Origin of the sequence: Flavobacterium branchiarum (genome assembly GCF_030409845.1) — a bacterium.
Taxonomy (GTDB): domain Bacteria; phylum Bacteroidota; class Bacteroidia; order Flavobacteriales; family Flavobacteriaceae; genus Flavobacterium; species Flavobacterium branchiarum.
Window position 1 is genome coordinate 538,117 of the sequence record NZ_JAUFQQ010000003.1, and the last position, 12,028, is coordinate 550,144.

At 36.9% G+C, this 12,028-nt stretch carries 12 protein-coding genes; 6 read left to right on the forward strand and 6 right to left on the reverse strand.

Translation table 11 applies throughout. The features are described from left to right. Positions 1–73 precede the first annotated feature (73 nt). From QWY99_RS02840 to arsB, 4 genes are read left to right on the forward strand one after another with little or no spacing between them, the layout of a single operon-like run. The gene (locus QWY99_RS02840; protein ID WP_290261139.1) at positions 74–538 is read left to right on the forward strand and encodes a DUF6428 family protein; all 465 of its coding nucleotides are present in this window, start codon (positions 74–76) and stop codon (positions 536–538) included. 44 nt (positions 539–582) lie between these two features. After that, on the forward strand, positions 583–1,356 hold the full coding sequence (locus tag QWY99_RS02845; protein ID WP_290261141.1) for a metallophosphoesterase family protein: 774 nt from the start codon (positions 583–585) through the stop codon (positions 1,354–1,356). Between the two features lie 17 nt (positions 1,357–1,373). Further along, positions 1,374–1,751 carry a glycine cleavage system protein GcvH gene (gene gcvH, locus QWY99_RS02850; RefSeq protein ID WP_290261143.1) on the forward strand — a complete coding sequence of 126 codons (378 nt, stop codon included), beginning with the start codon at positions 1,374–1,376 and terminating at the stop codon, positions 1,749–1,751. Between the two features lie 7 nt (positions 1,752–1,758). Next, the gene (gene arsB, locus QWY99_RS02855) at positions 1,759–2,796 is read left to right on the forward strand and encodes an ACR3 family arsenite efflux transporter (protein WP_290261145.1); all 1,038 of its coding nucleotides are present in this window, start codon (positions 1,759–1,761) and stop codon (positions 2,794–2,796) included. A 48-nt stretch (positions 2,797–2,844) separates the two neighbouring features. Here the strand turns inward: arsB and QWY99_RS02860 are convergent, their stop codons facing one another. The 6 genes from QWY99_RS02860 to QWY99_RS02885 all read right to left on the reverse strand — a co-directional run bounded on the left by QWY99_RS02860 (position 2,845) and on the right by QWY99_RS02885 (position 9,137). Beyond that, complete coding sequence (locus tag QWY99_RS02860; protein WP_290261147.1) at positions 2,845–3,726, reverse strand: ORF6N domain-containing protein; 882 nt, start codon at positions 3,724–3,726, stop codon at positions 2,845–2,847. Beyond that, positions 3,726–5,810, reverse strand: a complete 2,085-nt coding sequence (locus tag QWY99_RS02865; RefSeq protein WP_290261149.1) for a type IA DNA topoisomerase — start codon at positions 5,808–5,810, stop codon at positions 3,726–3,728. The genes QWY99_RS02860 and QWY99_RS02865 overlap by 1 nt, the downstream gene beginning before the upstream one ends. Before the next feature lie 3 nt (positions 5,811–5,813). Next, entirely contained in the window at positions 5,814–7,271 is a 1,458-nt protein-coding gene (locus QWY99_RS02870) for a DUF3945 domain-containing protein (RefSeq protein ID WP_290261153.1), read from the reverse strand. Between the two features lie 99 nt (positions 7,272–7,370). Further along, positions 7,371–7,661: a helix-turn-helix domain-containing protein gene (locus tag QWY99_RS02875; RefSeq protein WP_290261155.1), complete on the reverse strand. Its 291-nt coding sequence runs from the start codon at positions 7,659–7,661 to the stop codon at positions 7,371–7,373. Between the two features lie 27 nt (positions 7,662–7,688). Then, the gene (locus tag QWY99_RS02880) at positions 7,689–8,042 is read right to left on the reverse strand and encodes a helix-turn-helix domain-containing protein (RefSeq protein ID WP_290261158.1); all 354 of its coding nucleotides are present in this window, start codon (positions 8,040–8,042) and stop codon (positions 7,689–7,691) included. A gap of 249 nt (positions 8,043–8,291) precedes the next feature. Beyond that, on the reverse strand, positions 8,292–9,137 hold the full coding sequence (locus QWY99_RS02885) for an RteC domain-containing protein (protein WP_290261159.1): 846 nt from the start codon (positions 9,135–9,137) through the stop codon (positions 8,292–8,294). Positions 9,138–9,479: 342 nt separating this feature from the next. Between QWY99_RS02885 and QWY99_RS02890 the strand changes: the two genes are divergently transcribed. Both QWY99_RS02890 and QWY99_RS02895 read left to right on the forward strand, forming a co-directional pair. Further along, positions 9,480–10,859 carry a hypothetical protein gene (locus tag QWY99_RS02890; protein ID WP_290261161.1) on the forward strand — a complete coding sequence of 460 codons (1,380 nt, stop codon included), beginning with the start codon at positions 9,480–9,482 and terminating at the stop codon, positions 10,857–10,859. A gap of 1 nt (position 10,860) precedes the next feature. Beyond that, complete coding sequence (locus QWY99_RS02895) at positions 10,861–12,009, forward strand: glycosyltransferase family 4 protein (RefSeq protein ID WP_290261163.1); 1,149 nt, start codon at positions 10,861–10,863, stop codon at positions 12,007–12,009. Positions 12,010–12,028: the final 19 nt, after the last annotated feature.

The window sequence follows — 12,028 nt, forward strand, 5'->3', positions numbered from 1 at the left end:
CAGTATTTTTTTAGTATTTAACATCGTTATATTGCGATATATCATTAAGTAAAATCATTAAAATTTAAAAAAAATGAAACTATCAAACATCAAAGAAATCTTACCGACATTGGAAAATGTGGAATTTCAAGTAGAGAACGGAACATTTGTACCGGAACACTTTCACGTTACAGAAGTAGGTGTTATTACAAAGCACTTTATTGATTGTGGCGGAACTATCAGAAATGAAAAAGTGGTCAATTTCCAATTATGGAACGCCAATGATTTTGAACACCGTTTAAAGCCAACCAAACTACTGAACATCATTAAACTATCTGAAGAAAAATTGGGTATTGAAGATGCTGAAATAGAAGTAGAATACCAAAGCGACACCATTGGTAAATACGATTTAGATTTTAACGGAAAACACTTTGTACTAAAGAACAAACAGACAGCTTGCTTGGCAAGTGATGCCTGCGGCATTCCTGCGGAAAAACAAAAAGTACAATTATCAGAACTGAATAATGCTTGTTGCACACCTAATTCGGGATGTTGCTAAAATCAATCAAACTCAAAAAACATAAATTCTAAAAAAGTATAAAAATGAAAATTGCATTATTCAGCGACATACACGCCAATTTACCTGCATTAGAAGCATTCTTTGAAGATGTAGAAAAAAGAAATCCCGATAGTATTTATTGTTTAGGCGACTTGGTAGGGTATAATATTTGGGCAAACGAAGTAATTAAGGAAATCCGTAAAAGAAAGATACCAACCATTGCAGGGAATTACGATTTTGGTATTGGGCGTATGAGTAATGATTGCGGATGTGCCTATAAAACAGAACCCGAAAAAGATAACGGAAGCATATCTATATCCTTTACTAATTCTATTGTGAAAGATGAAGAAAGAGCCTATCTGCGTACACTTCCTGCACACATCAAAGTGGAATTTCAATTGAATGAGGATAAACTCAATTTACTGTTAGTACACGGTAGCCCACGTAAAATAAATGAATATCTGTTTGAGGATAGAGAAGAAAAAAGTATGCTTAGAATAATGGAGCAAGCAGATGCAGACATTATGTGTTTCGGGCATACACACAAGCCATACCACCGTATTTTAAATTCGGGTATCGACGGGCAAAACCATTTCAGACACGCTATAAATATAGGTTCAGTAGGAAAACCTAAAGACAATGATGTTAGGGGTGGTTATGTAATGCTTACCATTAATGAGCAAAGTTCTGTATTGGATAAAGACAGTATCAGTGTAGAGTTTATACGCTTTGATTATGATATTGAAAGAGCAGCCAAAGCAGTAGAAGAAAGTCCATTACCTAATGAATACGCAGAAAATTTAAGAAGAGGTTATTAATCTAAAAAATTATCAAAATGGAATTTCCAAACGATTTGAAATATTCAAAAGAACATACTTGGATAAGGGTACAAGAAAACATAGGTACAATAGGTATTACAGAGTTTGCACAAAGTGAATTGGGCGAAATTGTATATGCAGATTTACCCAATGTTGGATACAGTTTTCAGCAGGATGAAGTATTTGGCTCTGTTGAAGCGATTAAAACTGTTAGTGATTTATTTATGCCTGTATCGGGTAAAATCATTGAAACCAACAAACAACTATTAAAAGAACCAACACTTATCAATTCAGAACCTTTTGAAAACGGTTGGCTGATGAAGATAGAAATCAAAGACGTTGCAGAATTACAAAATTTGCTTACATCAAATCAATATAAAGAACTTACAAATTAGCCACACGATGCAACCAAAATTAAAATTTCTTGACCGTTACCTAACCTTATGGATATTCCTTGCAATGGCAGTAGGTATAGGATTAGGATATTTCTTTCCGACTATTTCCAATGTTACAAATGCACTATCCGTAGGCACTACAAACATTCCTTTGGCAATAGGATTAATATTGATGATGTACCCGCCATTGGCAAAAGTAGATTACACATTATTACCAAAAGCCTTTAAGGATAAAAAAGTAATAGGTATATCCTTATTGTTGAATTGGGGAATTGGTACAGTATTGATGTTCGGATTGGCAGTCTTGTTTTTACGGAACGAACCCGATTATATGACAGGCTTAATACTGATAGGTTTGGCAAGATGTATAGCAATGGTAATTGTTTGGAGTGATTTAGCAAAAGCAAACAGAGAATACACCGCTATGTTAGTTGCATTAAATAGCATCTTCCAGGTACTTTCTTATAGCTTCTTAGTTTGGCTATTCATCAATGTATTACCAAGCAAATTAGGATTAGCAAATTTCAATGTAAGCGTATCAATGAAAGACGTAACAGAAAGCGTATTGATATACTTAGGTATTCCTTTCTTAGCAGGTTTTTTAAGTCGCTATTTATTGGTAAAATCAAAAGGCATAGAATGGTATAATAGAAAATTTGTACCTGCAATATCACCCATTACATTATATGCTTTGTTGTTTACCATAGTCTTAATGTTCAGCTTGAAAGGCGATAAAATTTTAGAGTTACCAATGGATGTGGTAAAAGTAGCTATTCCATTAATCATCTATTTTGTACTAATGTTTTTCGTGAGCTTCTTTATCAATAAATCCCTAAAAGTTCCTTACGACAAAAACGCATCAATAGCATTTACAGCCACAGGAAATAATTTTGAATTAGCAATAGCAGTAGCCATATCAATATTCGGCATTCATTCGCCACAAGCATTTGTAGGTGTTATTGGTCCATTGGTAGAAGTTCCGGTACTGATATTATTGGTTAGAGCAAGTTTTTGGTTAAAGAAAAGATATTACAAGTCAATTTAAAGAAGTTAGTGTGAGCATAAAAAACCTCTGAATATTCAGAGGTTCATTCTATGGATTGTTTAAGATTTGGAGCATTCTGCCGACTTCTATATCCATTCGGGAAAAAGCAAACCATTTTTTGCCCAGGTCTTTGAGTGATGCTCCGATATGGTAAAGCTCCGTATCATCAATAATCAAAAATCGGTCGTGAGCATCGGAGAAAATCTCAACTTCAATCGGAGGATATTGGCTGTTATATCGTTGCAAATCCAGCCGTAATTGATTGCTGATAGATTTGGCATATATAGTAGCGGTTACATTCGTATTGCGTTTGCCCAATAAAGTCAGTACCGTATCGTCCACGTAATTGTCCAGCAGGATAATGGAGCTTCCGGCACTTCGGATAACATCTGATACAAAGGAGTAGGCATCAAAAACCTGCCCATTGTAAAAAATACCTTTTTCGCTGTGGAGCTTGTCGCTTTCCAAAGCCTTAAAAATTTCTTCAAATTTTTGGTCGGCTTCTAATTGCCTTAGTTCAATCTTATCCAGCCGATGAAACAAAGAAGCATTACTGATAAGCATACGCCGCATTTCTACAAAGGCTTCCATAATTTCAACACTGACTTTAACTGCAATGTCTGAACGGAGTATGGCAGAAGCCATTGCAACCCCTTGTTCAGTAAAAACATAGGGCAAATAACGTCTTCCACCGTAGTTCAAATTTGAGGTTCCAAATTGGAACCTCAAGTAGCTGGCTTCCTCATCGGTCAGTTGAAAGCAAAATGAAGCAGGAAACCTTTCAATATTTCTTTTTACCGCTTTGTTGAGGTTCTTTGTTTCCACTTGGTATAAGGAAGCGAGGTCGCTATCCAGCATCACTTGCTTGTCACGTATGGTATAAATCAGGTTTCTGATTTCCTTGCTGATAATGATGGGTTTATTTTCCATTACTTTTTGTAGCTTTTGTTTTTCTCAAATTCAAAAGAGGTTGTACAGTCCTCTTTCAATACGATATACGCATCGAATTTCTTACCTGCCTTGCTTTTCATTCCTTTGATGAGTGAAGTTTTCTTTTTGTTGATAAGGCTTTCAATATCGGCAATACCGATTTGTACGCCACACACATTGCGGAACTGTACCCAGCTACAAACTTCATCAGGACATTTCACTATCTTATCACGCATAAGGAGTTGCTTGCTTTTACATTTCGGGCAATTAAGTTTGGGCAGGTTGCCGTTGGCAATGGTAGTTTGCAATAGTTCATTGGTAATAGATGAAGCATAGGTTTCCATCTCTTTTTGAAATGCTTCGGCATCGGCTTCATTGTTTTCTATTTTCTGCAAGGCAAGTTCCCATTCGGCAGTCATCGCCACGTCCGCAATTTTGAGGTCTTTTACGAGTTCATATACCTGCAATCCTTTTTCAGTGGGTATCAGGGATTTCTTATCCCTTTGGATATAGTTGCGGGTAAACAGCGTTTCGATAATCGCCGCCCTTGTTGCAGGTGTACCAATACCAATATTTTGCAGGGCTTTCCGTTCCTCTTCGTTTTCGATTTCCTTTCCTGCACTTTCCATAGCCGACAAAAGCCCTGCTTCGGTATAAAGCACAGGCGGTTTGGTTTGCTTTTCCAAAACGGTGGCTTCCTTAATTTTGAGTTCATCACCCTTTTTCAGTTCAGGCAAATCCTGTACAGGTTCGGTATCATCATCCGAGAAGCTACCTTTAATGGAACGCCAGCCTGCTTCCATAATCTTACAGCCTTTTGCCATAAAATCGTAATGCAATGCCTGTATAGCAATATCGGTCAACTCTTTGATACAGGCTTGTGAAATGGCTTCGAGTAATCGAAAGGCAATCATATCATAAACCGCATTTTCCTTTGCGTTCAGGGCAGACGGTATTTTATCAGTAATCAGCAAACCGTGATGGTCGGTAACACGCAGGTCGTTCACGATACGTTTGTTGAAACGACCCCATTTTACTTTGGCTACGGCTTGTTTGCAAGTTTCCCTGTCCTGCAATGCTCTTACGAGGTTGGGAATTTCTGCCCACATATCTTCGGGAATGTATTTGCTTCCGGTGCGTGGGTAAGTGATAAACTTCTTTTCGTAAAGGCTTTGGGCAATGTTCAGGGTTTCTTCGGCAGAAAGATTGAGCTTTTTATTGGCTTCCTTTTGCAGTCCTGTAAGGTCAAACAACAAAGGCGGTTGCTCTGTAACGCTTTTGGTTTCTACCGATGTAATTGTTGCCGTATCGCTTCGCTGAATGGCTTTCAATGTATCATCGGCAAGTTTTTGGTCTTCCCATTTGGTTTTGGAAAGGCTTTTAAAATCAATACCTGCTTTGTGATGCAACAACTGTATCTGCCAATATTTCTTTACCGAGAAGTTTTTGTTTTCGAGATAACGCTTGCATATCAAAGCCAGTGTAGGTGTTTGCACCCTGCCGAGCGAGTAAACCCCGTTACCTGCGGCAATGCTCAATGCCTGTGTAGCATTGATGCCCACCAACCAATCGGCACGGCTTCTGCCTTGAGCCGCCTGATACAACCCGTCAAATTCTTTTCCGTCTTTCAGGTTGTCAAAGCCTTGTTTGATGGCTTTTTCGGTAAGCGAGCTTATCCAAAGCCGTTCAAACGGTTTCTTGCATTTGAGGTGTTCGTATATATAGCGAAAGATGAGTTCGCCCTCACGTCCTGCATCGGTAGCTACAATAATGCTATCGCTACGGTTGAAAAGCTGATCTATTATTTTCAGTTGCTTTAACGCACCCGCATCAGCGGTATAGCCTTTGTCTTTTTTTACTTTCCGGACAGTCAGTAAAAACGGGTTGGGGAGTATCGGCAATGATACTTTGTCAAATCCTTTGATCCCATAATCTTCTGGCATTCCCAATCCTATGAGGTGTCCGAATGCCCACGTAACAAAATAGCCGTTACCTGTCAGGTAGCCGTCCTTTTTTTCGGATGCTCCCACAAGTCCGGCTATTTCCCTTGCTACGCTTGGTTTTTCTGCAATAATTGTTTTCATACACTACATTTTTCTGACTTTGGATTTTGCAGGTGCTTTAGGCTTTTCCTGTTGTTCCTGCTGTTGTTTGTTTTTAGGTGTTTGTTGCCCCGATTTCAAAGGCTCGTTGATATTTTTTGTCGCTTCGTTGGTCTTTCCCTCCGAATTAACGGCAACTTGCGTTTTATTAGTTTCGGCAGGTTTTGCCTGAGCCTTAACCTGGTTTGGAAAGGCAAAGTCGGTTTTTCCTGTTTCCTTGTTGAAAGTGATATAACCCTGATATGGTTGCCCTTTTTTATCCCTCAATCCGTCAATGTAAACCGTCTGCCCGGCTTTGAAATCCTTATGCTGCTCATCGGTCAGTTCCTTGCCTCTGAATGTTTTTGGAGCTTCCTGCGGCTGGCTTTGCTGGTTACTTTGCCCGTTGCTTTGGGTTTGCCTGTTGGAATTATTGCGGTCAAACAGGAACTCAACATAACGCTTGTCTGCATTGAACTGTACAGTTGCCGTGAACTCCGTTCCTTTAGTAGAAATCATACCGTCTAACTTTAAGGGCTTACCCTCCATTAAGGTTTGCTTTTGGGCATCGTCCAATTTCACGCCCTTAATTTCATCGGGAATTTTTATGAAATCCGTTCGCAGTGCAATTACATCGTTTGTCAGCCTGTCTATACTGATAATGGACGGCATCAATTCTCCTGTCTTGGTATTTTTCAAATCAACCACCCGTCCCATATTGCCCGTTTCAAGCAGGTTTTTCTTGTCCTCATCCGTAAATTTGTGTCCAAAAAACTCAAAATGCAGATTAGGCTCTTTTTTGATGCCGTGTATTCCCACAACAATTTTTCCGTCTTCGGCTTGCTGTAATGACAGTCGGGCATCTGTGCGGAGAATAGTACCTCCAAGATTAACCCCTATCGGTACGAGTTCATTGGTTTTATAACCTTTCAATAAAGGTTCAAGCAGGTTTCTCTTTTCAAGGTATTCCTTGCTTAATCCGAGATTGGTCATTGTATCCCAATCAATCTGCTCCGGCTTGTAGCGGTATTCGCTTACATCCGGCGTTGTCTGTGCTGTTTCCATATTTTTTTGATTTTCTTGTTTTTTATCCTGTTGAGGTTCCGTTTTTACCTCGTGTTCTTTCATCACTTTTTCGCCTTCGGGAGTTGGCTTATCTACCTGCTTTTGCATTTCCTGTGCTTTCTCAACGGCGATAGGTGCAGGCACTTTGAAAAATGAAAAATTGGTAGGGTTCTTTAGTTGGCTGAAAAAATTGGAAAAGAAGTTGGAAAAGAAATCGCCACTCTTATCCACACGCATAAACTGATTTTGGTTTTTCTTTGTGGGTTCAACGGTTTCCATTTTCCCGTTCTCGTCTATGCTCTTTACGGCTTGGATTTTCATTTTTTCTTTATCCAGCACCAATAATATGTCCGATAACTGTTCGGGCATTTCCTGTTTGTTTGTGGGTTCTTCACTCATAATCTGAAAATTTTAAAAGTTTACCGCCCAATGTAAAGGAAGCGTTCACTGCATTGCCCGAAGTGGCACTCAAAGGCAGTGTTTGTCACTTATTGGCGTTCATTTTGCAGGAGGGTTAAAACTTTCCCTTATGAACTGATGCACATCGGACAGCTTGTAATACAGTTTACCGCTAATAGTATAATAGGGTAGTTTACCGATGGAGCGATACCGTTGCAGGGAACGGTTGCTGATTTTTAGCATTTGCAGCAAGTCCTGATTATCGAGCAATTCTTCGCCGTCTATGCTGTTACGTTTCTTTTGCAACTCGTCTATATTGTCGCCCAACATATCGAGGCGACCCATAAGGCGTTCCATCCACGCCAAAAATTCCATTCTGTCAATATTCATAGGAATATACTTTTTGAGGGTTCATACCTATTTTTTATCTGTTTTTAGCTTTCTGCCTTTCTCAATATAGCTTTTGCCTTTTGCCATAAGCTCCTGCACAAACTCATCGCTGCTTTGTATCGCATTGGAGTTAAGCATTTCCTTAATTGCCCCAATTGTGTAGAAATATTGACCATACATTTTGGAATAGGCTATTTCACCCTTGGTACGCATACGCCACAATGTTTTCTCGCTGATGTGCAGGTATTGGCATACCTCGTGGTTATTTAACCACAGGTCATCATAGCTTTTATCTTCCTGTCTTTTCAGGTAATCGGCAATGGCATTGATACGGCTGTTTAGCTGTTGCCATGCTTCTTCTTCAATCGTTATAATTTTCATTGCAAAGCATTTAAAGTTCACTATGCAAAATTGCTTAGGGTGGCAGTGTTTGTCTGCCAAGCCTCGCCAATTGGTTTGGCAGTTTTTTGAAAATTTCTGCAAACAGGGAAACCCCTTGTTTGATAAGGGTTTAAATGTATTGGAGGGAGTTTGTGAAGGAATTTTTCCAACATTTGCCAATTGGCATATATGGGCAAAGAAAAAGCAGTACGGTTTGGGTACTGCTTTTAAATTACTGTATTGAAGTGGTTAAAGGTCTTTATCCATATACTCTTCAAGGGATATTTTGAGTTGGTCTAAAAATGCCGTTCGGGAACCTGCCCTTGTTTTCATTCGGTGGAAAGCATGATGTAGATCATTTAATGGGATCCGGAAAAGTATTTGGAACATTAGGCTTATTTTTCGGATACCAATCTTGCCGTGTGAAATAGCCCCCGAAGCATGGAGGGCATAAATTAGCTCAATAAGAGAATTTTTACTGTCCGTCCAGAATATATCTTTGTAACTTTCCGAGTTTTGCAAAATCAGATCAGGGTTTTCATCGGGATTGATTTTTGTAAGCAGGTACGAATAGAGTAATTCATTCGCAATAATTCTAGAAACTTTATAGTCGAAAAATGTTGAAAAAGATGGATCCATTTCGAATACAATGCTGTTTAATCCATCGTGATAGTTTATATTGCCTCGTTTAAAGTATGAGTTATCGCGATCTGTTCTTCCCGAGCGGTAATACCTATAGAAATCGGAATTACATATATGCTCAATATACTCCCGCTTCAGGTTAGTCAACTGTTTAGAAAAGTAGTTGTTATACATTTTACCATTACTAACTGGACAGGCCGTTTCGGTACGATAAACCTTATTATAGTAAATCAATCTCCCGAGTATCTGCGGTTTTGTATTGCGAAAGAAATTAATCTCCTCTGCGTCATTTTTAAATTTCTCTTCAGCAATTAACTTTTTGACTGATAGCAATAAGTCTTGGAGATATAACATCATTTCATGTGCCTCATCAATCAGACTTTTGTTTTGTGATGAAACCTTATCTTCTTTCTTGTGTATCTCTAAAATGATATTTTGTAAAGAGTATTTCATAGTCCGTATTTTTTACTGGAAAACCAGATTTTAAAATCTGGTTTTCCTGATTTAAATCACAAACTTTGTTATTAAAAATGAGAATCTTTCCCAAGTTCTTCCCAACTTGGGAAAGATTTTTCTACATTTGTAATGTTGTTACAAGGAAAATGAATGAGAATGTATGCAATTAGCACCATTACTAAATCGTTACCGAAAACGATTTCCTTTTTTATAAACTACTCTTTATGAGCTGCTTTCAACTTAACTAATCTTTTTATTAAAAACTAACGAAATATAATTTTCGAGAGGAATGCTGGATTTGTAGGTTTATTAAATTAATAGTATTTATTGATTTTTTGAATGGAAAAAAATAAGATTTTTTTACTCTTCCCAGATGGAGTCGGAATTAGGAATTACCTTTATTCTAATGTATTTAAGGATACAGACAAGGATTTAGTGTTGTTTCATAATTTTGACTCCGAAACTGTGAATGCAATAAAAAGCAATACAGTAATTAATGACGAAATCACCATTCCTAATTACAGAGAATCTACAAAAGAGAAGTTTTTAAGAGAATTAATCTGTCTCTCGAGATTACGATATAATACCCAATTAGTTAACAATGAATCTGTATTGACTAATTGGAATTGGAGCCATAAAAGTATTTCCAAAAAAACATTCTATAAGATAATTGAGCTACTGGCTCCTTTCTTTAAGAAGTATTCTAGCATTTTAAAATTAGAAGAAAAATATCAAAAGGCTATTCGTCAAAATAGTTTCTATGATGAGGTAAAAGAGATCTTAATAAAAAATAAACCAAAGACTATTTTTTGTTCCCACCAACGAGCTCTTAAAGCAGCTACAATTTTTGCTGTTGCTTCAGATCTAGGAATCAAAACTACAACAGTAATTTACTCTTGGGATAACTTGCCTAAAGCGCGTATGGCCTTACGAGCAAATGCTTATTTAGTATGGTCAGATTATATGAAAAAGGAATTGAGGATGTATTATCCAGAAATTCCTTCAAGTAGTATTTATGTTACTGGAACCCCACAATTTGAGTTCTATGAAAACGAGGAAAATATAATTGATAAAGAGATTTTTTATAGAAGATATAATTTAGATCCAAATAAAAGAATCATTTGTTTCTCGGGTGATGATACTAAAACCTCTCCTGATGATCCAAGTTATTTAGAAGATATCGCCACAGAATTAATTAAAGCCAACCTGCAGGATAAATATCAAATTTTGTTAAGAAGATGTCCAGTAGATTTTTCAGGAAGATTCGATTCGGTAGTAAAAAAATACAGTAACTTTATCAAAGAGGCAGCTCCTTTGTGGTGTTTTAATTCATCAAAAGAATGGAATGCTATTTATCCTTCTGCCGAAGATGTCAAACTACTTGTCAGCACTGCTTTTTATTCTGATATAGTTGTAAATGTAGGATCTACAATGGCTTTTGACTTTGCAATGTTTAATAAACCATGTGTGTTTATTAATTATGAGCAACAAAATAAAAAAGTAAAAAATTGGTCAATTAAAACGATTTATCAATTTCAACATTTCAGAAGCATGCCCAATAAAAACGCTGTGATTTGGCTCGATAGCAAAGAAGAAATTGTAGAAAAATTAACCCTAGATAAGAACTGTAGCTCAGATATGATTGTATGGAGAGATATTGTTCTAGAAGATTATAAAAATTCTTCGATTAAAATAAAAGCAATTATTAATTCGGACTAAAATGCACATCTGTTTCCTAACAAATGAATATCCAAAAGAAGGCTTTCCACATGGGGGAATAGGAAGCTTTGTGAAAACTTTGGCTGTAGCATTAATCGATAAAGGAATCAGAGTTTCAGTGATAGGGTTGAATTATACCTCAAATAATGAAGCTGTAATTGTAGATGGAGTTCATGTCCATCGCCTTAAAAAGAATACCGTAAAAATGATCTCTTGGCATTTTAATTTTAAAGTAATTAATAATAAAATAAAAGAAGTCCATAAAGAGCATCCCATAAATATTGTAGAAACTTCAGAATTAGGTCTGGCTTTTATATCCAAAATAAAAGATATTAAATATATAATCAGACTGCATGGGGGGCATCATTTTTTTGCAGAAGGAGAAAACAGAGGAATTAATAAATGGAAAGGATTTCAAGAAAAAAGATCTTTCAAAAACAGTGATGGTTTTATAGCAGTTTCTCAATATGTAAAAAATCATACCGAGAAGTATCTAAGCTATCATGATAAGCCACTAGGCTATATTAATAATCCGATAAATAGTAAAATTTTTCAACCCAATGAAAAGTATTTAGCTAAAGCCAAAATTGTTTTTGTCGGTACCGTTTGCGAAAAAAAAGGAATTCGTCAATTAATACAGGCGTTCCCGCTAGTAAAAAAAACATATCCTGAAGCTATATTAGAAATATATGGTAGAGATTGGTTTTTTTTAGATGGAAGTTCTTATATTCAATCACTTAAAGAAGAAGAGTTTTCTAGATTAGGAGAGATTGCAAAAGATATTCATTTTCAAGGAGCAGTTTCACATACAGATTTACCTGAAATTTATGAAAAAGCTTCTGTATGTGTTTTCCCATCTCATATAGAAACTCAAGGCTTAGTAGCCCCAGAAGCTATGGCAATGGAAAGACCAGTTGTTTTTACAAAGTTAGGACCAGGTGCAGAAACAATAGAAGATTATAAAACTGGATTATTATGCGATCCACATAATCCCGAAGATATAGCCGAGAAAATCATTTGGGTTTTTTCAAACCAAAACAAAGCAAAAGAGATAGGGGAAAAGGCAAGAGAGTTTGTACTTGAAAAATATGGACTGAGTCCTGTTGTTTCTCAGAATATTTATTTTTATCAATCAGTGATTAACCAGTAATATTTTTTGATTAGTGAAT

Coding starts and splice junctions, on each gene's coding strand:
- QWY99_RS02865 (WP_290261149.1), bottom strand. CDS start 5,810: ATGAAAACAATTATTGCAGAAAAACCAAGCGTAGCAAGGGAAATAGCC.
- QWY99_RS02885 (WP_290261159.1), bottom strand. CDS start 9,137: ATGAAATACTCTTTACAAAATATCATTTTAGAGATACACAAGAAAGAA.
- arsB (WP_290261145.1), top strand. CDS start 1,759: ATGCAACCAAAATTAAAATTTCTTGACCGTTACCTAACCTTATGGATA.
- QWY99_RS02880 (WP_290261158.1), bottom strand. CDS start 8,042: ATGAAAATTATAACGATTGAAGAAGAAGCATGGCAACAGCTAAACAGC.
- QWY99_RS02870 (WP_290261153.1), bottom strand. CDS start 7,271: ATGAGTGAAGAACCCACAAACAAACAGGAAATGCCCGAACAGTTATCG.
- QWY99_RS02875 (WP_290261155.1), bottom strand. CDS start 7,661: ATGAATATTGACAGAATGGAATTTTTGGCGTGGATGGAACGCCTTATG.
- gcvH (WP_290261143.1), top strand. CDS start 1,374: ATGGAATTTCCAAACGATTTGAAATATTCAAAAGAACATACTTGGATA.
- QWY99_RS02895 (WP_290261163.1), top strand. CDS start 10,861: ATGCACATCTGTTTCCTAACAAATGAATATCCAAAAGAAGGCTTTCCA.
- QWY99_RS02860 (WP_290261147.1), bottom strand. CDS start 3,726: ATGGAAAATAAACCCATCATTATCAGCAAGGAAATCAGAAACCTGATT.
- QWY99_RS02840 (WP_290261139.1), top strand. CDS start 74: ATGAAACTATCAAACATCAAAGAAATCTTACCGACATTGGAAAATGTG.
- QWY99_RS02845 (WP_290261141.1), top strand. CDS start 583: ATGAAAATTGCATTATTCAGCGACATACACGCCAATTTACCTGCATTA.
- QWY99_RS02890 (WP_290261161.1), top strand. CDS start 9,480: ATGGAAAAAAATAAGATTTTTTTACTCTTCCCAGATGGAGTCGGAATT.